Here is a 21,292-nt window from a genome sequence, read left to right as displayed (position 1 = left end):
TGACGACGATACCCGTGCGGCATCCTCACGTCCCAATCTCCAGGTGGTTGCCGGCGGCAAGGAGAAAAAGACAGCGACAATGTGGCTTCCGAGATTTTCGGCCGCATCAAAACCGTTTCGGTGGTTCACGTCATCATCTCCGTGGTCTTTCTTTTTGCCGCACTGCTTGGCTCTTTGGCATTGCGCACCCAAATGGTGCAGGATTCCTTCGAAGCGGCACAGGTGCAGTCCAACATCAGCAAGCTCAATCAGGACGTCGAAGACGACCAGGCCCAGCTTGACGGCTTGCAGGCGAGCCTTCCCGACCGAGCCCAGAAGATGGGCATGGTGCCCCAGTCCGGTCCGTTGTCAATAGATCTTCAAGGCTACCAACCCAAGGATAAGGGTCAGTGATATGCGAACACGTGCCAATAAGAGCAAAAGCAAGCAATTCGTGTCGCGTTGCACCGTCATCGCCACGGTGCTCGCGCTCGTGTTCGTTGTCTGCTTCGGGCAGTTGGCCAATCTTCAGCTGCTCAACGGCCGCGAGATGGCTGAGGCCGCCACGGCAGGGCGCACATTGAAGGTGCCCGTCCACGGTATGCGTGGCAAGATACTTGATGTCAACGGGGCGGTTCTGGCACAAAGCGTGGAGCGCTACACCATCATCGGCGACCCGAAGGCCGCGCAGGAATATGACCCGATCTGCAGCACGCAGATCACCGACAACTGCACGCAGAGCAAGAAACAGGGCGGCAAGACGATCGGCGTGGTCGGTGCCGCGCGCGTGGCGAGGATGGCCGCCCCGATACTGGGCGTCAATGCCATGGAGCTGGGAGGCAAGCTTGCCGGTTCCGGCCGATACGTGGTCCTGAAAAAGGACGTGGAGCCCGCCGCCAAGCGCAAGCTCGACAAACTCAACCTCGGCGGTATCGTCTACGGTGAACTTTCGCAGAATCGAGTCTATTCCGACGGTACGCTCATGGGCGCCTTCCTCGGTGGTGTCGACGCCAAAGCCAACGGGGCTTCCGGTATCGAGCAGGTTCAGAACAGGGCACTGAACGGCACCGACGGGTACAAGATCTATCAGCAAGGCAACAACGGCGTCGAGATTCCCGGTACGGTGACCGATTCGAAAGCAGCTCGTAATGGAAGCGATGTCAAGCTGACCATTGATTCGGATGTGGACTGGTTCGTCAAAAAGGTACTGACCGACGGCAAGGCCCAGTATCACGCGGATTGGGCGATAGCCTGTGTCATCGATACGCGCACGCATCAGATCATCGCCCTTGACGATTCCGACGACATCCAGGCCGGCAGCGATCAGGCCAAACTGAACGTCTCCCGTGCGGTTTCCGAAACCTTCGAGCCCGGTTCGATCGGCAAGACCTTCTCGATGGCGGGCCTTCTGCAGCACGGCGTCCATCAGATGACTGACCAGTTCCAGGTCCCCGACCGCTTGGACAAGAACAATCAGGTCTTCACCGATTCCGACACCCATGCGCCTTCAAACTGGACGCTTGCCGGCATTCTTCAGCAGTCCTCCAACGTCGGCATGGTGATGGCCTCCGACAATTACAAGGATCAGGACCGATACGATATGCTCACCAAATTCGGCATCGGGCAGCCCACTGGCTTGAACCTTCCCGGCGAATCACGCGGAACGCTCAACAACCCCAACGCGTGGGACAAGCGCACCCGCGACACCATCCTCTTCGGACAAGGCTACGCCACCAATATCCTGCAGATCACCAACGCCATTGCTTCGATCGCAGACGGCGGCATCTACCGCAAGCCTTCCATCGTCGCCTCGACGCAGGACGCCGATGGCCATGTCACCGCAACGCCGCAGGATGAAGGCACCCGCATCCTCGATCCCAACGCCGACTCCCAGCTGATGAATGCCATGGAATCGGCGGCGGAGGAGTACCACAGGACGGCCGGTATCGATGGATATCGCATCGCAGGCAAGTCCGGAACCGCGCAGGTGGCGGGCCCGAGCGGCGCCCTCGACAGCATCGTCGGCGATTTCACCGGCATCCTTCCTGCAGACAACCCGCGCTTCGTGGTGACGGTGGCGATGAAAAATCCGCAAGGCATGTTCGGTGGCCTCACCAGTGGTACGCTCTTCAAGCAGATCGGTGAATTCCTTATGCAGAAGTATGAGGTCCCGACCTCCCAGCCCCGCAACAATGCTATTCCTGTGTCGTGGTGAGAATGACAGCGGGCTCTGGCAATCGTTTATCATCGCCCCGGGCGGCGGTGGTTGTCGGCAATCCGAAGTGTTCAACGGGAAAGGTCGAAGCATGAGCGTGGTGAACGAGTCGATTTCGCGGCGTGTGACCTTGGGCTATATCGTCAGTCATTATGGTTTTGAACTCGAGCCGGGGTTTTGCGGCGGAGTCACGGTCACCTCGATCGCCGACAGTCCCGATTCGGTGCGACCGGGGGCTCTCTACGTACTGAAAAGCGCGGATGACCCATCGTCGCTTTCCTTGGCTGTGGCACGCGGCGCGTACGCGGTCATGGTGCCGCCCGCGCTTGCCTCGGCGGCACGATCCGCAGGGGTTCCGGCTTTGCTCGCCGATCCAAATCCTGAGACCATGGGAGCTTTGGCTTCCGACATCGCGGGGACGCCGGCCAACACCATGGCGGTGTTTGTGGTGTGCGGCGATGACGACCAGGAGATTCAGGCCGATGTGGTGCGGCTGGCCAATTTCCTGCATATGCTCGGCAACCCCGTGGGCATCATAAGCGCCTCCGGTTCCAGCTCTTTGGAGCGCGAGCTGGAGATGACCTGCCCGTTGGGAATCCTTGACGTTCAGCATGCGTTGGCCGTCTGCTCGGAAGACGGGGCGGCGGCGATGGTGATTTCCGCCGACGGCGAGACGTTGTGTCCCGGAGCCCTGGAAGGCGTCAATGTCGATGTGCTCGGATCCATCGAAACGTTGAACAGAACCCAGTCGGACGATATGCTGGAAACGTCTCGAAGCCGTTATGGCTTCAGCATCGACGAGCGCAAGCGTCTGGTCACCTGCACCGAGGAATCCGGCTGGTTGGTCGGGCAGACCATGGTGTCCGGAGGCCTGCAAGGCCAACGCAGGCTTTCCTTGGCCATTGCCATGGCCCTGGACGCGGGCGTGCGGCGCAGCAACATCCGCAACGCACTTCGCGTCTCGAAGGAAATGCAATGATGGCTTTGCCGGCCGGTTGCAGGTGGAGTATCGTGCACTGGCCGATCGTGGCATGCGTGGCAACAATATTGGAAAAGACAAGACAAAAGGTGGCTTGCGGTGAGTGCTAAGATGACGGGGATTTCGGAGAGCCAATCCGGAATGATGCCGATGACGATCGAGGAGGTCGCGCAGGCGGTCAATGGCCGTGTCGTTGAAGCGTCCGGTTACCTCGCTGCCGACGGTCTCGTCGCCACTTCGGTGTTCAGCGATTCAAGGCAGGTCAAGGCCGGCTCGGTTTTTGTCGCGATTCGCGGTGAGCGTGTGGACGGGCATGATTTCGTTGCCGGTGTCGGGGCGCTTGGCGCGGTGGCCGCGTTGGTCGACCACGTTGTGGTCGGTGTCGAGGACATCGTACAGATTGTGGTTGCCGATACGGTCGCGGCTCTGGGGCTTTTGGCGCATCATAATATCGTGCGCCGGCGTGAGCTTGATGCTGATTTTTCGGTCATCGGCATCACCGGCTCGGTCGGCAAGACCACCACAAAGGACCTGCTTGATTCCCTGCTGTCCCGGCTGGGCGAGACGGTGGCGCCGGTCGGTTCTTTCAACAACGACATCGGCCTGCCCTTGACGGCGTTGAAGGTGGGGGAGCACACCCGCTTTTTCATCGCCGAAATGGGGGCCAACCATGTCGGCGAAATCGCCAATCTGACCCGTATCGTGCCTCCGGACCTGGCCGTCGTCCTGAAAGTGGGTGTGGCCCACTTAGGGGAATTCGGTTCCGTTGAGCGCATCGCCCAGGCCAAAAGCGAGATCGTGCAAGGCTTGCTCCCGGATGGCATCGCCGTCTTGAACGCCGATGACCAACGTGTGGCGGCCATGACGAAATTCGCGCCGGGCAAGGTGCTGTTCTTCGGATTGGACGGCAATGCAAAGCCGGAAGCCCCGCGAATGAGCGCTGCCGACATCGCCGTCGACGCATTGGACCGTCCGAGCTTCACTCTGACGGCTCCCGACGGGTCCAGCGCGTCGGTCCAGCTCGGTATCGGAGGCGCGCACAATGTGATCAACGCGCTTGCGGCGGCGACCGTCGCCGGCCATTTCGGCATGTCGTTGGCCGATATTGCCACTGGTCTCGGTGACGTGAAGCATATCAGCCCGCATCGCATGGCCGTTTCCACCGTTGATCTCGGCGATGCCGCATTCACGCTCATCGATGATTCCTTCAACGCCAACCCCGATTCCATGCGGGCCGGTCTGGACGGGCTTGCACGCTGGGATGCCTCGGCGACGTCTGCGGGCCAGATGACAGGAAACGCAGACGCCGCCGGCACGGAACCTTATCGCATCGCCGTACTGGGGGCCATGCTTGAGCTTGGCGACGACGAGCTCGAACTGCATCGGCAGATCGGCGCCTATGCCGCCGGCCTCGATATCGATGAAATCATCGCCGTGGGCAACGAGACCGACCGGCATTTCGACCGGTTGGCCGAGGCGTTGGCACAGGGCGCCGAACAGGACGAAAAGGGCGCAGGCTCGGCGGAAAGGCACGGGCGTACCCCCGTCGTGGTGCAATGGGTACATAGTTCAGTGCAGGCCGATCGATTGGTCGCCGAGGCTGCCCGCCGGCACGGCAATACCGTCGTGCTGCTCAAGGGATCGCATGTTTCCGGTCTTTCCGCCTTGGCCGAGCGTTGGGCGCATGAGCAACAGCAGAAACGTACAGAAGTGGAGCCGAAACATTGATTTCCCTCATCATCGGCATCGTGGTCTCGCTCGTAGTCACGATGCTCGGCACGCCGGTCATGATCAGAGTGGTGCACCGGCTGCACTATGGCCAATACATCCGTCAGGATGGACCGCAATCGCATCTGCTGAAGCGCGGCACCGCCACGATGGGCGGCGTGGTCATCATCTTCGCCGTCCTGCTCGGTTGGGGTGCTTCGGCGCTCTATCGTGGGCTTAGCGGTGGTCAGGCCGTTTCATGGTCGGCGGTTCTGGTGCTTTTCGCCATGGTTTCGATGGGCGCTCTGGGATTCATCGATGATTTCGCCAAAGTGCGCAAAAAGCAGAACACCGGGTTGAGTGTCGGCGGCAAATTCTTCGGCCAGTTCGTCTTCGCCACCATCTATGCCGTCCTCGCGCTTCTGCTTCCCACCAAATCCGGCTTTCCCTCCGCACAGGCGGGCATGAGCTTCATCGAGCATCCGTTCTTCAGCTTCGAGTTCGCCGGCAAGATCGTCGCCATCGTCATCTTTGTGATCTGGGTCAATTTCCTGATGATCGCATGGACCAACGCCGTCAATCTGACCGATGGGCTGGACGGTCTGGCCACCGGCTCGTCGATGATCTCCCTGGCCGGCTACACCATCATCGCCTTCTGGGAGAGCTATCACGTCAAAGGCGGTCCAAAGCCCGGCTACTCCTACGCGGTTTCCGATCCGCTTGACCTGACGATCATCGCGGCCTGCGCCGCCGTGGCATGCTTCGGCTTCCTCTGGTACAACTCGAACCCCGCCACCATCTTCATGGGCGATACGGGTTCTCTGGCGTTGGGCGGGCTTTTCGCCGCGCTTTCCATCGCCACGCACACCGAATTCCTCGCTGTGATCATCGGCGGGCTTTACGTCATCGAGGCGATGAGCGACGTCATCCAGGTCGGCTGTTTCAAGCTCACCCGCAAACGTGTCTTCAAGATGGCGCCGATCCATCATCATTTCGAATTGCTGGGTTGGAGCGAGCAGAAGGTCGTCGTGCGCTTCTGGATGATCGAATTCATGTTCGTGCTCATCGGACTCATGGTTTTCTATACCGATTGGGCGTCACGTACCGGCTTGCTGATCTGACGCCGATCAACGGACAAGGCATCGGCGGGCAAGATCCAAGGGAAGGAAGATTGAGATGCAGGCAGCAGAGGATTCCGGTTTTTCATCAGTGCATCAGGCAGACGCGGCGAACGGGTCGTCGTATCTGGACATGACCGGCAAAACGGTGTTGGTCGCGGGCCTCGGGGTTTCCGGCCGCGGTGCCGTAGAGGCCTTGCAAGGCCGCGCGGGACGTGTGGTGAGCGTAGACGAGAAGAAGCCCGAAGCCGACCTTAATTCCTTCGATGATATCGATTGGGACAATGTCGACATCGTGGTCGCCTCTCCGGTTTTCAATCCGCGCACGCCGTTTATTCTTGAGGCCCAGAGCCGTAACATACCGGTTATCAGCGAGGTGGAACTGGCCTGGGCCTTGCGGGTTCCGGCCGAGCATTCCGCGGCGCACGAACCCGCACCCTGGGTCGGCATCACCGGCACCAACGGCAAGACCTCGACCACACAGATGGTCTCGGCCATGCTCACCCATTGCGGTATGAATGCCCCTGCGGTGGGCAATATCGGCAAATCCGTCAGCCTGGCTGCGAGCGACCCGAAACACGATGCCCTGTGCGTGGAACTGTCGAGCTTCCAGATGCATTTCACCGATTCCCTGGCGCTCGATTGCGCGGCCATCACCAATATCGCCGCCGACCATCTCGACTGGCATGGAGGCATGGCCAATTATGCGGCCGACAAGTCGAAGGTCTTCCACAACGCCCAACGTGTGATGGTCTTCAACGCCGATGACGAACGCGTCACGGCTCTGGCGCTTGCGGCGCAGACCGGCCCCGAATGCCAGAAAATCGGTTTCACCCTTCATACTCCGAAGCCCGGTCAGATCGGCGTTGCTGACGGCTGGATCGTCGATGCCAGCGGCCTGGCCGGAGCGCCACAGGGGGATATGAACGCGCTGGCCCAAGTCACGGAGTTCTCGCATCTGTGCGAGCCGGACGGCACCGTATACCCGCATCTGCTCGCCGATGCCATCACCGCTCTCGCCCTGGCGATGGGCTTGGGGGCCGATCCGGGCCGTTGCCTCGACGCCCTGCGTGCCTTCGCCCCCGGCGGCCACCGCATCCAGACCGTCGCCACCGCCAGGCTGAAGGATGGCGGCACCGTGCGCTTCGTCGACGATTCCAAGGCCACCAATGCCCATGCGGCCCACGCCTCGCTTTCCAGCTACAAGCCCAAGTCCGTGGTATGGATTGCCGGAGGATTGGCGAAAGGCGGCCATTTCGAAGAACTCGTGGCCGATCAGGCCAAGACCATCAAAGCCGCGGTCATCATCGGCGTCGACCAGAAACCGATGCTCGACGCGTTCGCCGCCAGCGCTCCCGACATTCCCCTGACGGTGATCGACCCCAAAGACAAGCCCAGCGTCATGGCCCGTGCGGTTGAGGCTGCGGGTGGCTATGCGCAAAGCGGGGACGTGGTGCTGATGGCACCGGCCTGCGCCTCGATGGACCAGTTCGTCTCCTACGCCGAGCGCGGCTCGCAATTCGCCGAGGCCGCCCATGACTGGGTGCAAAAGCATGGCTAGACGCGTCCATAATCGGGATGAGAAGCAGCGGGCTAACCCGGCCAAAAAGAAAGGCCGCGGTAGTCGAAATTCCGCATTCAAAATCTTACGGACCGGGAATCAGGATTCTACGTCAGTCGATGGCGACAAGGAACAGTCCCGATCGCGTATCAGCGTTTTGTATCATAAAGCCAAAGGATTATCTCAATCTGACAACCCGCTTCCCACGGATACCTCAGACACCATCGACGTCACCGATTACAGCGGCATTCGCGCTTTGCTGAACCCGTTGTGGTGCTACTACGGGTTCCGTATTTCCGTGATTGCGCTGACCTGTTTCGGTGTGGTCATGGTTTTTTCCGCCTCTTCGGTCACCATGATCGCCGCCAACCTTTCGCCATGGAAACAGGCGCTGAGCCAGGGGCTTTACTGCCTGATCGGCCTGCTGGTCTGTGTTGGTGCGATGCATGTGCATTCGGATCGCTACCGCAAGATTTCGTTTGGATTCGTAATTTTCTCGATTTTCCTTCAGTTGCTGACGATAACCCCGCTGGGTGTCAGGGTCAACGGCAACACCGGATGGATTGGCATTCCCAACAAGTTCACCATGCAGCCGGCCGAGGTCATGAAGCTTGCACTGTGCATATGGATGCCGTGGGCGGTAGCGTCGGCCGTAAAACACTACAAGAGTCATGGGCTGAAAGGCCTATCTGCCCGTGGGGCTCATCTTTCTGGCCTGTCTGGCCACGGTCATGCTGGGCGGCGATCTCGGAACCGCGATGATTCTGGTGGTGATCGGGGTCACGGCGATGTTGGTCGGAGGGTTCCCCGCGAAATGGCTGGTCGGAGCCGGTCTTGTCCTGGCGGTTCTGGTCGTGCTGTTCGTAGTGACCAGCCCGAACCGCATGCTTCGTATCACCTCCGCTTACCGTCCGTGCCCGGCTTCCGCGTTGCAGGGGGAGTGCTACCAATCAATGCATGCCAAGTACGCGATGGCTTCCGGAGGCTTTTTCGGCGTCGGTATCGGCAATTCCCGCGAAAAATGGAACTATCTGCCCGAAGCGCACAACGACTTCATCTTCGCCATCATCGGCGAGGAAACCGGGTTTGTCGGCGCCGCGGCCGTGGTCATACTCTTCGCCATCCTCGGTTGGTGCATGTTCGTCATCGCCTTGCAGACGCCGGACAAATACGCCTCACGGGTGCTGATCTGCATCGCCATCTGGATCGTTGGCCAGGCGTTGGTCAATATCATGGTCGTCATCGGCCTGTTACCGGTGATGGGCGTCCCCTTGCCGTTCGTCTCGGCAGGCGGGTCGAGCCTGGTGATGTGTCTGTTCGCCGCAGGCGTGGCCACCAGTATGATGAGGATGCAACCCCAGGTCCAAGCCAGCATCGCCGCGTCGCAGGTATGAGCGTTGAGTATAAGGGATAACGAGGAAACGGAATGGATACAAGCCAAGGAAAAGGGAAGATGAAGCATATCGTATTGGCCGGAGGAGGCACCGCGGGGCATGTCAACCCGTTGTTGAGCGTCGCCGCTGCCATCAAACACGATGACCCGCAGGCTTCCGTCAGCGTTATCGGCACCGACGTCGGCCTTGAAAAGGATCTGGTGCCGCAGGCCGGCTTCGAGCTCGACCCCATTGCCAAGGTTCCCTTCCCGCGCCGTCCCAATATGCAGGCGCTGCGTTTCCCCGGTCGTTGGCGTCAGGAACGCAACAAGGTCCGTTCCATTCTTCAGGCTCGCCATGCCGACGTGGTGGTCGGTTTCGGCGGCTACGTTTCGGCACCTGTCTACACGGTCGCGCATTCCATGGGCCTTCCCATCGTCATTCATGAGCAGAACGCCCGCGCCGGCATGGCCAACAAACTGGGTGCCCGCTGGGCCGATTTCATCGGTACCGCTTACGGCAACACCGGGCTCAAAGCAAAGGGAAGCACCGAAATCCGTCGTGTGGGGCTTCCGTTGCGGCCGGTGATGGCGGATCTGTGCCGGAAACTGGAACATGACCCTCGAGCCGCACGCAGACTTGCCGCCGCCCAGCTCGGCATCGATCCCGAACGCCCGCTGGTGGTCGTTACCGGAGGTTCCCTGGGGGCGGTGAGCCTCAATGAGGCCGTCAGTGGTGCGGCCGCGCAATTGCTGAAGGTCACGCAGGTCATCCACTTAACCGGGCGGAAGAAAAGCGCCGAAGTGGGTCGGCGGGTGAAGGCCGGGGTAGGCGAGCATGCGCTCACCGATCTGGATCCGGCCCATGCAGGTCTCGGTGACTATCATATGGCGGAATACTTGGAACGCATCGATTTGGCGTTTGCCGCAGCGGATCTGGTGATTTGCCGCGCCGGTGCGGGAACGGTGAGCGAACTGGCTGCCATCGGCATGCCCGCGGTCTACGTGCCGCTGCCCATCGGCAACGGCGAACAGCGCTTCAACGCACAGCCGGTGGTCGATGCCGGAGGCGGGCTGATGGTCGCCGATGCTGATTTCACCTCTTCGTGGGTGTGCGAGCATGTACCGTCTTTGATTGCCGATCGCGAACGGTTGCAGGCCATGGGTCGCAAGGCTTACGATTACGGCATCCGTGACGCCGCCGAGACCATGGCCGGCATCGTGCTGGACTATGCCGGCCGCAGTCATTGATGCGTAATGTGACAAGTGATGAATCGCGTCTACGCGCGGTTCTTTTGCCATTAAAGTTTTATAGGATGCACGAGGTTACGCAACGGCAAAGTCGATGGTAATCGGCAATTCGTCAGGTTTTTGAGTGGTCGCGGATTTGTAAGATGCCAATTGCAAGCAGTCTGCGTGGGTTTGCAGGTTCGGCGTCACAAAGCCGCGCAACGAGTGTATAACGGCATCAGTGATGTTGTCACCGTCAAACCTAGCATCCAAGGAGCGTATCGTGCAGTCAACTACCGGCTCTGAACCCATTGTGCTCGACCCGACGAAAGCCGCGTTCGGCCCGTCCGACACGTTGGACTCACTCGGGCCCACCCATTTCATCGGCATCGGCGGGGCAGGCATGAGTGTGCTCGCCGAGATGCTCAATGAAGAAGGCGTCGCGGTCTCCGGATCCGATCGTGAGGCCAACGCCAAAACCGATCGGCTCACCGCTCTTGGCATCAAGGTTCATTTCGGCCAGCGCAGCGGAAACGTGAACGGTGCGCATACCGTTGTCTATTCCAGCGCCATCAAACCCGACAATCCGGAAATCGTCGCTGCAGCCCGGGCCGGGGCGCATATCGTGCATCGCAGCGACATCCTTGCGTTGCTGATGGCCAGCAAATGCGCGGTCAGTGTGGCCGGCGCGCACGGCAAGACAACCACCAGCTCTTTGATTTCCCATATCCTTGTCAATGCCGGAGCCGAGGCCGATGCTCAGGCGCGCTCCGAAAAGCAAACTGCCAGACTCGCCGATCCGAGCTACGCCATCGGTGGATCCATCCAGGGCCCGGACGGTGCCGCCATCGACGGTGGGCATGCCGGCAGCGGTGACGTACTGGTAGCCGAAGCCGACGAGTCCGATGGCAGTTTCGAGAAATACCGACCGCAGTTCGCGCTGATCACCAACGCCGAAGCCGACCATCTCGACCATTACGGCGACGCCGAGCACTATCAGCAGGCGTTTGTCGAATATGCCGGTCACGCCAAGGGCTACGTCATCATGTCCGTTGACGACAAGGGGGCACAGGCCATTGTGCGCCGGCTTCCGTCCGAAGTGGCGTCCAGGACCATCTGCTATACCACCGACCCGAGTGGCGATGTCGCGCAAATCGCAGGTCTGCATGGTATGGGGGCCGATGAGGGTGCCCATCCCAAGCTGGTGCGCATCCTTGCGGAACAGGAAAGCGCAGGTGACGGTACCGAACGTTTTACCATCGAGCTGCCGGCAGGTTTGGCGGGATGCTCCGAACAACACCGCGTACCGGTAACTTTGCGGATTCCGGGCATCCATAACGCGCGCAACGCGACCGCGGCCATCATCGTCACCACACTGCTGGGGATGGACCCGGTGCTTGCAGCACGCACGGCCGCAACGTTTAGGGGGGCCTCTCGCCGTTTCGAAGTCAACGGGGTGGCAGACGGGGTGACGCTCGTAGACGACTATGCCCACCATCCCACCGAAATCGCGGCCTTGCTCGATGCCGCGCGCCGTCGTTACCCCGATTCCGCGATTCGTGTGCTTTTCCAGCCGCATCTGTTCAGCCGCACAAAATTTTTCATCGACCGGTTCGCCGCCGCACTGTCCAAGGCGGACGATGTCGTCGTTGTGCCGATTTATCCCGCGCGTGAACGTCAGGAGGATTTTCCGACCATCACCTCGCAGGTCATTGTCGATGCCGCCGGCAGCTTGCATCATGAACCGTCCCAAGGATGGATCGTCGCTTCGCATGATCTCCGGGATGGTGCCGAAACGCTGGTCCGTCACTCGCATCCCGGCGATGTACTGATCACCGTCGGTGCCGGCGACGTCACCACGATGGATGATGTCATGCTTGAAATGCTCAAAGCGCGTGCGGGGGAGTCGCGCTGATGGCAGGCCGTCGTGTAGCCAGCGCAAGCAGCGGCAAAAACGGTTCGACGCGACGCGGACGGAGCGCCGCATCCTCGTCCCGATTCTCATCGATGTCTGACGACGAACCGATGGTCAATGATTTCGGCGTGCGGACAGGCAGACGTGGGAAAACGGGACATTCGGATTTCCGCATGGGCGAAAACTCGCAAAACAAATCGCATTCGCCACGCAACCGCACAAAAGAGGATTCGCCGCGCCTGGCGCGTTCGGTGGCATCCGGCACACCCGTCGGCGACGATACGACGGTGGATGCCCGCCGTGCAAAACTCAGGGCTGGCGCTTCGAAAACGGCGTTGAGGGGTGGCAAACCAACTCAATCCGCTGCGGCGCAACCATCTCGCAACAAAAAAACCGTAGGCTTTTTCCATCGCCGCCAATCCGGAAGGCCGAAGTATGGCATCGACGAGCCGTTGACGGATACTGACGACACGTCGCAGCCAGCCCGTTCGCCGCGTTCGGCGTCCTCGGCCGGCGCCGTCACCAAAAGCGCCCCCGGTGGCTTCGTCGATGCCAGAGCGCTGAAAAACGAGGATCTGATCGGCGAGACGCTGAACCAGACTTCCGGCGCGTTAGGGGTCGCCGCCCGTCCCAAGGTCATCGATTTCAATGCTCGGTTGAAGGAACGTCGGCGCGTCCATGTGTTCAAGACAGCGGCCAAAGTCCTGATTGCCCTTGTGGTTCGCGGCTGTTTTGGCGTCGCTCGGCTGGCTGCTCTTCTTCTCGCCGGTCTTTTTGCTTGATGCCCATCAGATTTCGGTATCCGGCGAAAACCAATGGGTCGGCAAGGCCCGTGTGGTCTCCATTGCCGACAAGCAGGCCGGCAAATCGTTGCTGTTGGTCTCCGCCGGTGACGTCGAGGCGGAATTGAAAGACATTCCCGGGGTTTCGATGGCCAAGGTTGAGAAAATATACCCGCAGGCGATGAAGGTGACCATCACCGCACAGGAGCCGGCGGCGATGCTGAAGACCCCTGACGGCAGCGAGACCGCCGTTGACAGCTACAGTCGTGTGCTCAACAAGGTCGGCCATGTGTCGACCAAAGGCATCCCCGTCGTCGAAGTCAGAGACGTCAAGGCAAGCCTTCGTGACCGTTCCGTCCAACAGGCATTGAAGGTGCTGGGCCGTCTTGACGGCAATATGCGTGGCTCGATCACCAAGGTGACGGCCCAGACGCAGGATTCCATCACCACCGAGCTCAATGGCGGCCAGCGCGTCATCATTTGGGGCGACGCCTCCGAGATGAAGCTCAAAAAGGCCGTGGTCGACAAGATCATCAACGATCCGAGCAAAATCGGCGACAAGCATCAGGTCGACGTTTCGGCCCCGTTGCGCCCGATTATCAAATAACGAGACGAAGCACACGGTAGACATATGACTGGAACATGCGATGAAAATCAGCGTTTTGCCGTGTTTTCGCTGATTTTGCTCGCATCCCCGTCGCGTAGTCGGGTCAGTGCTTGGTCATGAGCTCGTCGGTGTCGAAGAGGATGGTCACGGGGCCGTCGTTGGTGAGTGCCACGCGCATATGTGAGCCGAAGCGGCCGACCTTTACGCTGATGCCCTCGGCGCGTAACGCATCATTGAAATCAAGCCAGATGCGCTCGGCGTGTTCCGGTTTGCCGGCCGTGATGAAGCTTGGCCGATTGCCGTGCCGTACGTCGCCGAAAAGCGTGAACTGCGAAACCGACAGGATCTCGCCGCCGACCTGGCCCAGCGAGAGGTTCATCTTCCCGTTTTCGTCTTCGAACACGCGCAATCTGCTGATTTTATGGGCAAGCCAGTCGACCTGTTCCTGCCCGTCACCGTCGCTGACACCGACCAACAGCACAAAACCCACGCCGATATGCTGCGGTTCGAACGATTCATCGACTTCGCCGGTCGCCTCATCGACGACATCGATATCGGCTTTGCTGACTTTCTGCAACACGATTCTCATAGCTACCAAGTGTAGTCTCTCTTGATGTACAAATCGATAACGAGAATGCCATCGATAATGTATGAAAGACTCACCGAGCGACCGACAAGATCCACTAAACGACCCATATAGACACTTAGATACGTGTCAAACACCTTTAAACTACTTTTTGTACTAGCCTGTGGAAACGGCTTAAAACGCCGTAACCACAACGAAAAACGCCACCAAGGCGAACCTTGATGGCGTTGTACTAGTGGAGATGCGGGGAATTGAACCCCGGTCCGATGGCCGAACCCTCAGTCTTCTACGTGCGTAGTCCGCTGGCCTTTTGGCGGTTTTTCTGCCCCCATCCGTGTCGCGGACAATGGATGGCGAGCATATCTACAGTCAGAGTCCCTGAGTCACCCTGTGGTTCAATGGCTCAAGCAAGTCCTCTAATGACGCCCAACATCCTCCCGAAGACGAGAAGGAGTGGACGGAGCAGCAGCTCACTGGTTAATCCTGGCGCTTGGCTCAGGCAGCGAGTGCGAACTCAGTGCGGTTAGATTTAGCACTTGTTGTTTCGTGGAGGTCATCTCGAGTGGACTCCACATTCTCGGCACGCTTCCCTGCGACGAACAGGTCACCGTCGAAACCGATCATCCCCATTCTTGAATTATCAAATATCAAGCCCGGTTTGCACCGGAACTCCTTATTTTAGCTTGCCGTTACGACGGTTATCACAAGACGGTCTCTGGGCGTAATTTTCCGCGTCAAGTGCCGTGGTTCCTTTGCCTGATTTACGCAATAAAAGTCGGAGTGCCAACATAACGTCCGCACTCCGACATGCTGAAATTCAATAGAATAGAAAATCTACTTCGCTTTTAGTGGTTTATTTCTCGGCTTGTGCCAGATAGTCCGGAATGTTCTCCGGATACTGGGGCCAGGCGCCGTTTTGCGTGCAGACGTAGGCTGCGGTGTTGACGGCGGCGCGATGGGCGTCGACCAGCGACGAGCCGGTGAGCACCTTGGCGGTGAACGTGCCGGAGAAGGAATCGCCGGCACCGACGGTATCGACCACGTCGACGCGCGGGGTGTCGAGGGTGGAGGACTCGCCGTCTTTGGCGATGATGGTGCTGAAGGTCGAGCCGCCGGTCAGGATGACGTAGTTGAGGTTGTACTGTTCCATGAACCAGTTGCAGGCCTCTTCATCGGAAGTGCCTCGGATGTCGAACATGTCGCGCAGCAGCAGCAGTTCGGCGTCGTTGATCTTGAAGACCGTGGCGTAACCCAGCAGTTCCTCGATAAGCTCCTTGGAATAGTGGTCGCCGCGGATGTTGATGTCGAAGAACTTCATGGCGGTCGGCTTGGCGTGTTTCAGGAGCTCCACGATGGTGTCGTGCGATTCCTGGCTGCGCAGGGCGAGCGTGCCGTAGCAGATCGCGTCGGCCTTCTCGACCATGGCGATCAGCTCGCGGGTATAGAGAATATGGTCCCAGGCGACGCCTTTGATGATGGTGTATTCCGGGATGCCGTTCTTCAGGGCGACCTCGACGGTGGAGGTCGGCCAGGCGTTGCGTTGCACGATCGATTCGACGCCGGACTTCTTGATCGCTTCGACAAGTTCATCGCCCAGCGGATCCTCGCCCACGGCGCTGATGGCGTGACCTTCCGCGCCGTTCATCGCGGCGTGGTAGGCGAAATTGACCGGGGCGCCTCCTGCGCGCTTGCCGGTGGGAAGCATGTCCCAGAGCAGTTCTCCCAGAGAGACGACGATTGGCTTGATCATGATATGATCCTTTCTTACATCTTTTATCGGTCTTGAATTATGAAAATGCTGATTTGCCGGTTGACTTGCCGGTTGTGTCATCCGTTTCGGCTGGAAACCATGCACGTTCGGCCTCACCCCTGTGATCCGGCTCCGTGCCGACTCCTGTTTCCCGGAGGATGGATGGTGCGGAAATGGGAGGGCCGGTCCAAAAACTGGGTGATGGCCGTGGCGGCGGCACCGAGCACGGCCGCGTCGGTGGGCAGGCCGGAAAAAGTGATTTCGGTCGATTGCGCGATCTCGGCAATGACCCGTTCGTTGACCACCTTTTGAGCCGACTCGAGCAATTGATGGCCGCCAAGCGCACCGATATCGCCGAGAACGATGCGGCGCGGGTTGAAGGCGTTGCAGATGATGACGCATCCGTAGCCGACGTAACGTCCGATTTCAGCGACCAGACGACGTGCTTCGCGGGCTTGTTCGGTGTCCCCGTTGCGTTTGTCGGCGAGTGCGAACAATGCGTGGCATGCTTCGATGTGGGCCATGGACTGCGAGCCGTTGATGATGCCGAGCCTGTCGATCTGCTCGTGGATCGCGCCCGCGGAGCAGTAGCATTCCAGGCATCCCACATTCCCGCATTCGCACTTTTTGCCATCGAGCGCGTCGATCGAGACGTGGCCGAGTTCCGTGGACGCCCCGAGGCTGCCATAGATAAGCCTGCCGTTTTCGATGACACCCAGGCCGACACCCTCGCCGAGCAGGAAATAGGCCAGGCTTCCGGCATCGTCGAATCCGCCGAACAGCCGCTGTGCCAGAGCGCCGGCCCGGGCGTCCTGTTCGATGAACACGGGAACGGGGCAGCCTTGCCCGAATTCCTTGTGGAAATTGATGTTGCGCCAGTGCGGCATGCTGGAAACCAGCGCCGCATAACCGGTGCCGTGCAGATACGGGCCGGGCACCGCCATACCGATGGCGACGATATCGGGGTCGGCTTGAAGCAGCGAATCGATGGTTTTGTGCGTGGCGGCGATGGCTGCGTCGATGGTGCCGTCGCTGACCCGCGGCATATCGGTGAGGCTCAGACGTCGGCCTTTGAGGTCGAAAACGCCGATCTGCACCAGGCTGCGCGCGAATTTGACACCGATGAAATGGAACCGTGCGGTATCGATGTTCAGCCCGATGGACCGGCGACGTTTGCTGCCTTTCATATCGCCGGTTTCCGCCACGATGCCGGCGTCGATCAGACGTGCGGTGATTTTGGTGATGGCGGCGGGTGTCAGACCCAGCGACTTGGCGATCTGCGCCCGCGAGGAGATGCCGTAGCGATACAGATGCCACAGTGTGCGTGAGCGGTTGCGTTCGGAAACAACGGATTGAGGCGCTGGCGTGCGGATTGGGTCTTCGGGGAAGTCCGGCATCGACGGTGCCAAATGGTCGATCGAGAAGGGTTGCGCACAAGACTGAGGCGCTGCGGATTCGCTGTGTTCGAGCATCTGACACCTCCTCGGGTCATTCCCTCATCGGCAACTGCCGTCCATGACAATTCCACATTGATGAACTGACTTCATATATTAACGAGGTTAACGCAAAACCGCAAATCCAAATATGATTAAAATCATTATTCAATATTATTTTGGATTGTTCGGAGTCAAATGTCCCAATAGCGCGCATTGTGGCTCAGGCTGTTTTCACTTGGAGACGCGATACGGTTTGCCTTATTGCAGCCGGCCGTTTTGGATGAACAGGGCATGTGCGTCTCCAGCGGCCTTGCCGCGCAGGTATTCATCGAAGATTTTCAGGCGATCGACGGTGCTTTCGGCCAGCGGCTGGGGCAGCGCGTCGCGCGAGAACCAGCCGACCTTGAGGCTTTCGTCATCGCCGACGAACGGTTCTGCGTTGCCGCCGGGTTTGAGGCGGCACAGGAACGAATGATCCATATATTGAGTGCGGTCGCCGTTGGCATAGGTGATGATTTCCGATGAAGAGACGACAGCCACCAGATCGGTGACTTCGGCGTCGACGCCGGTCTCCTCCTTGATCTCTCGCACCACGGTGTCCCCAGGCTGCTCGCCCGGTTCGTTGATGCCGTAGACCATCGCCCATTGCCCGGTATCGGAGCGCTGCCCGAGCAGGATGCGCCCGTGCCCGTCCTCCACAAGTCCGGTGACCCCATTGAGCCACAGCAACTCGTGCCCGATCTTCTTGCGCAGTTCGATAATGAATGAAGGTGTGGTCATGATTTTTTCTTCTTCCTCTTGAACGGTCTTTGGCTTGCTTTGAGCGTTACCAGTGATAATAGAGCTTTTGGGATACGTCGGCTATATCGCTTTTGTGTTTTTCGCGCGATATTCCTTGGGCGTGCATCCCATGAGTTCCCTGAAAGTGGCGGCAAAGTAACTGGGCGAGGGAAAGCCGACACGGCGACCGATTTGGGTGATCGAAAGTTCCGTGTTCCGTAGGAGGTTCGTGGCGGCTCCGATTCGCACTCCGATGGTGTATTGAATGGGGGACTGGGCCAGGAATTTTCGGAAAATGTTGTCGCAGGTGCTTCGACCCACTGATCCCGAAGCGGCGATTGCGGGCAGGGTGAGGTTTTCGCTGTAATGACGGCGGATATAGCTGGTCATCTTGCGCAAAGCGCCGATTTGGCCGTTTTCGGGAATCGCGGGAGTCGTCCCTTTTTCGTCCAGAGCTTTCATTCGTTCGTACAGTATTCTTGCGATGTTGAAAAATGTCCCCAAACCGGTCAACGGCAGGGTTGGCTTGTTACTTTGGCGGTGAAGCGTGTCGAGCAGCTTGATGATGGGGTCTTTTGCTCCGCCTTCGTCGTGCAGTACCAGATAAGGCATGGCTGCGGATTTCATAATTGGCAATATGAAACGTTTGGTGATTTCGTCCGGCGCGTTGACCTCGATGGGATTGAAGAGGATGCAATAGAATTTGGAATCCGTGTTGTCGGCGGAAAAACCGTAATGCAATCTTTTGGAATTGACGAATATGGTTTCGCCTTCATTGACCCGCACGACTTTGCCGTCGATGAAGTAGTCCATGTGGCCTTCGAGCATTCTGGTGAATTCAAGGTCGACATGCCAATGGCACAACGCCTGGTTTTGAGGGAAATCGCTGAGTCGTGCCTCATCCACATAAAGGAAGTCGGTCGGGTAACGGTAGTGCACGACTTCCGATCCGTCGGCGTAGAGCTGTGGCCTTGCCTGCAATTCGTCATTGGAGACGGGAAATCCGGTCATGGTGTCGCTCTCCTTTATCGCTCCCGTTCTGTTGTCTACGGCCATTGACGGTTGTGGTATATATTTATAGTTTTAAGGTATATTATGGCACTTTTTATTCTACTTGCGGAAGATAGTATTAATAGACTTGTCTCATGACGAAAAATGCTGAGGAATCCTCTCCTGTGAGCAGCCATGACAGGCAAGCCGACGACGGCATTGAGGATTCCTTGCGTTCGTCGTTCCTCCGACTGATTGCGCCGCTTGCTTTGCCTATGGCGGCGCAGCAGTTCATGGTGGCTCTTTCCTCCTGCGCGGATTCGCTGATGATGGCAGGCGTTGGCCAGAATGAGCTGGCGGGAGTCTCGCTTGCCGCGCAATTCCAATTCATCTTTTCGCTGTTTCTGACCGCCCTGACGGTGGCCATGAGCACGTTGGTTGCCCAGTATTGGGGCATCAAAGACAGAGACACGATTTCGAAAGTCTCCGCCTTTGTCATGCGCTATGTTCTTCTTGTCTCGTTGGTGTTTTTCCTGCTGCTGGTTTTGGCGCCGGGCTCGTTGATGAGGTTCATGACCAATGACCCTTCCTTGATTCCCGCAGGTATCGAATATCTGCGGATTTCCGCGCCGTCATATTTCTTCCTCGCTGCCTCCCAGGTGCTGCTCTGCCTGATGAGGAACGTCGGACTTGTGGCTCAAGGCACTTGGGTCAGTTTCGCCGGCTTGCTGGTGCATCTTGCGCTGAACGCAGTGTTGATTTACGGCTGGTTCGGTGCCCCAAAGATGGGAGTGCTGGGCGCGGCCGTCTCGAATCTGACATCGCAGGCGTTGATTTGGCTGGGGTTGATGCTTCTCCTTCGCGTTCATGGCTGGGCACATTTCGGGCTCAAAAACATCCTGCGCCGCGAGCCGCAGCTGCAACGCGATTTCTGGCGTTACTGTCTGCCGCTTTTGGGCAATCAAATCGTCTGGGGCGGCGGTTTCAGCATGTACACTGTCATCATGGGCCATCTTGATGGTGACGCGGTCGCGGCCAACGCCATAGCCAACATGGTCAAGGATCTTCTGGTATGCGGTTGCCTCGGTCTGGGCAACGCCGGCAATGTGATCGTCGGCAATATGCTCGGCCGCAACGAGTTTGCGAGGGCCAAACGCACCGGCGGGGAGCTTACGAAGTTCGCCATACTGGCTGGCGTCGTCACCGGTTTGGCGATTCTTGCGCTACGCCCGTTGCTGCTTCGTTTTGTTGGATTGTCGCCCCGCGCGACGGGCTATCTTTCCGTCATGTTGGTTGTCTGCTCGTATTATGTGATCGGCAAATCCATCAATGTCACCACGATCAACGGCATTTTCCCGGCCGGCGGCGATACCAAGTTTGGTCTCCTGTGCGATTCGGTGGTGATGTGGCTGATTGTCATTCCGCTGGGGTCATTGGCCGCGTTTGTTTTCAAACTGCCGGTTCTGGTGGTCTATGTGCTGCTCAATATCGACGAGATCATCAAGCTTCCCGCGGTGTTCATCCACTATCGTCGTTATCGTTGGCTCAAAAACGTGACCATTAAAGGTGAAGAAATAAGATAACGCATACAAATTTACAAGCAATACAATATTAAGTGAGATTAAGGGATATCCATTATGAGAACGATGCATCAACGAATGGAAGAGGGGCTGCTGTTCACCGACGAGTGTGAGGGGCTTCCCGAAGAGCGCCTGGCGGCAAAGAGGCTGATGCGTGAATTCAACGCATCGGATCCGGCAGATACCGAAAACCGTGTGAAACTAATGGCCAGGATTTTCCATATCGACGAGGCCCAGGCCGCGACATTCTGGATCGAACCGCCGTTCAGCTTCGCCTACGGCAGCCATATTTCCATCGGTAAAGGTGCCTATATCAATGTCGGTTGCACGTTCATCGACGACGGCAGGCTGAAAATCGGCAAGGGGCTGATGTGCGGGCCGAATGTCACCATCGCCACCGTGAGCCACCCCATCAATCCCGACTTACGCGAGTACATGTACACTTCGCCGGTTTCGATCGGTGACGATTGCTGGATCGGTGCCGGCGTGACGATTTGCCCGGGCGTAACCATCGGATCCGGCACCACCATCGGCGCCGGCAGCGTGGTCACCAAAGACATTCCCGATCACGTTGTAGCGGTGGGCAACCCCTGCCGCGTATTGCGCAAGGTCGGCGAGCAGGACATGACCACGTACAACCACGGTCATCCCATCGATCCCGCCGACCTTGAGGAAGAGCGCCAACTAAGAAACAGCTGAGCTGGA

Annotated in this window: 17 protein-coding genes, 1 other RNA gene and 1 pseudogene; 13 read left to right on the top strand and 6 right to left on the bottom strand. The window is 58.7% G+C overall.

All coding sequences use genetic code 11. The annotated features are described in order from the left end of the window. Window positions 1-81: 81 nt before the first annotated feature. The 11 genes and pseudogenes from OZX74_RS06460 to OZX74_RS06410 all read left to right on the top strand — a co-directional run bounded on the left by OZX74_RS06460 (window position 82) and on the right by OZX74_RS06410 (window position 13,465). Window positions 82-393 (top strand): hypothetical protein, encoded by a 312-nt coding sequence (locus tag OZX74_RS06460; protein WP_277156132.1) that lies wholly within the window; start codon window positions 82-84, stop codon window positions 391-393. Window position 394: 1 nt separating this feature from the next. Next, window positions 395-2,194: a penicillin-binding protein 2 gene (locus OZX74_RS06455; RefSeq protein WP_277156131.1), complete on the top strand. Its 1,800-nt coding sequence runs from the start codon at window positions 395-397 to the stop codon at window positions 2,192-2,194. Between the two features lie 91 nt (window positions 2,195-2,285). Further along, window positions 2,286-3,173 (top strand): UDP-N-acetylmuramyl peptide synthase, encoded by an 888-nt coding sequence (locus OZX74_RS06450; RefSeq protein WP_277156130.1) that lies wholly within the window; start codon window positions 2,286-2,288, stop codon window positions 3,171-3,173. Window positions 3,174-3,314: 141 nt separating this feature from the next. Beyond that, complete coding sequence (gene murF, locus OZX74_RS06445; protein WP_277157443.1) at window positions 3,315-4,901, top strand: UDP-N-acetylmuramoyl-tripeptide--D-alanyl-D-alanine ligase; 1,587 nt, start codon at window positions 3,315-3,317, stop codon at window positions 4,899-4,901. Further along, on the top strand, window positions 4,898-6,001 hold the full coding sequence (mraY, locus tag OZX74_RS06440) for a phospho-N-acetylmuramoyl-pentapeptide-transferase (protein WP_277156129.1): 1,104 nt from the start codon (window positions 4,898-4,900) through the stop codon (window positions 5,999-6,001). The genes murF and mraY overlap by 4 nt, the downstream gene beginning before the upstream one ends. Window positions 6,002-6,131: 130 nt before the next feature. Next, on the top strand, window positions 6,132-7,559 hold the full coding sequence (gene murD / locus OZX74_RS06435) for a UDP-N-acetylmuramoyl-L-alanine--D-glutamate ligase (RefSeq protein WP_277157442.1): 1,428 nt from the start codon (window positions 6,132-6,134) through the stop codon (window positions 7,557-7,559). Between the two features lie 223 nt (window positions 7,560-7,782). Further along, window positions 7,783-8,953: pseudogene (ftsW, locus tag OZX74_RS06430) on the top strand (putative lipid II flippase FtsW). A 59-nt stretch (window positions 8,954-9,012) separates the two neighbouring features. Further along, entirely contained in the window at window positions 9,013-10,182 is a 1,170-nt protein-coding gene (locus tag OZX74_RS06425) for a UDP-N-acetylglucosamine--N-acetylmuramyl-(pentapeptide) pyrophosphoryl-undecaprenol N-acetylglucosamine transferase (protein WP_277156128.1), read from the top strand. Between the two features lie 223 nt (window positions 10,183-10,405). Further along, window positions 10,406-12,076, top strand: a complete 1,671-nt coding sequence (murC, locus tag OZX74_RS06420; RefSeq protein ID WP_277156127.1) for a UDP-N-acetylmuramate--L-alanine ligase — start codon at window positions 10,406-10,408, stop codon at window positions 12,074-12,076. Beyond that, window positions 12,076-12,858: a hypothetical protein gene (locus OZX74_RS06415; RefSeq protein ID WP_277156126.1), complete on the top strand. Its 783-nt coding sequence runs from the start codon at window positions 12,076-12,078 to the stop codon at window positions 12,856-12,858. Before murC ends, OZX74_RS06415 begins: the two co-directional genes overlap by 1 nt. Continuing rightward, window positions 12,809-13,465, top strand: coding sequence for an FtsQ-type POTRA domain-containing protein (locus tag OZX74_RS06410; protein ID WP_277156125.1), 657 nt, complete (start codon window positions 12,809-12,811; stop codon window positions 13,463-13,465). Before OZX74_RS06415 ends, OZX74_RS06410 begins: the two co-directional genes overlap by 50 nt. Before the next feature lie 103 nt (window positions 13,466-13,568). Here OZX74_RS06410 and dtd read toward each other — a convergent pair whose 3' ends face one another. The 6 genes from dtd to OZX74_RS06380 all read right to left on the bottom strand — a co-directional run bounded on the left by dtd (window position 13,569) and on the right by OZX74_RS06380 (window position 19,028). After that, window positions 13,569-14,054 (bottom strand): D-aminoacyl-tRNA deacylase, encoded by a 486-nt coding sequence (gene dtd, locus OZX74_RS06405; RefSeq protein WP_277157441.1) that lies wholly within the window; start codon window positions 14,052-14,054, stop codon window positions 13,569-13,571. 230 nt (window positions 14,055-14,284) lie between these two features. Further along, window positions 14,285-14,679: a transfer-messenger RNA gene (ssrA, locus tag OZX74_RS06400) on the bottom strand. A gap of 225 nt (window positions 14,680-14,904) precedes the next feature. Beyond that, window positions 14,905-15,801: a carbohydrate kinase gene (locus tag OZX74_RS06395; protein ID WP_277156124.1), complete on the bottom strand. Its 897-nt coding sequence runs from the start codon at window positions 15,799-15,801 to the stop codon at window positions 14,905-14,907. A gap of 113 nt (window positions 15,802-15,914) precedes the next feature. Continuing rightward, window positions 15,915-17,198 (bottom strand): ROK family transcriptional regulator, encoded by a 1,284-nt coding sequence (locus OZX74_RS06390; RefSeq protein WP_277157440.1) that lies wholly within the window; start codon window positions 17,196-17,198, stop codon window positions 15,915-15,917. A 297-nt stretch (window positions 17,199-17,495) separates the two neighbouring features. Further along, a complete protein-coding gene (locus OZX74_RS06385) occupies window positions 17,496-18,017 on the bottom strand; it encodes an NUDIX domain-containing protein (protein WP_277156123.1) in 522 nt (173 codons plus the stop codon). 81 nt (window positions 18,018-18,098) lie between these two features. Then, window positions 18,099-19,028 (bottom strand): AraC family transcriptional regulator, encoded by a 930-nt coding sequence (locus tag OZX74_RS06380; RefSeq protein WP_277156122.1) that lies wholly within the window; start codon window positions 19,026-19,028, stop codon window positions 18,099-18,101. Window positions 19,029-19,192: 164 nt separating this feature from the next. Here OZX74_RS06380 and OZX74_RS06375 point away from each other — a divergent pair, with 164 nt between their 5' ends. Both OZX74_RS06375 and OZX74_RS06370 read left to right on the top strand, forming a co-directional pair. After that, window positions 19,193-20,590, top strand: coding sequence for an MATE family efflux transporter (locus OZX74_RS06375; protein ID WP_277156121.1), 1,398 nt, complete (start codon window positions 19,193-19,195; stop codon window positions 20,588-20,590). A 54-nt stretch (window positions 20,591-20,644) separates the two neighbouring features. Continuing rightward, window positions 20,645-21,286 carry a sugar O-acetyltransferase gene (locus tag OZX74_RS06370; protein WP_277156120.1) on the top strand — a complete coding sequence of 214 codons (642 nt, stop codon included), beginning with the start codon at window positions 20,645-20,647 and terminating at the stop codon, window positions 21,284-21,286. Window positions 21,287-21,292: the final 6 nt, after the last annotated feature.

Source organism: Bifidobacterium sp. ESL0798 (assembly GCF_029395415.1).
Taxonomy (GTDB): Bacteria; Actinomycetota; Actinomycetes; order Actinomycetales; family Bifidobacteriaceae; genus Bifidobacterium.
Note: the sequence above shows the minus strand (reverse complement) of the source record. Positions and strands in the feature narration are given on the sequence as shown.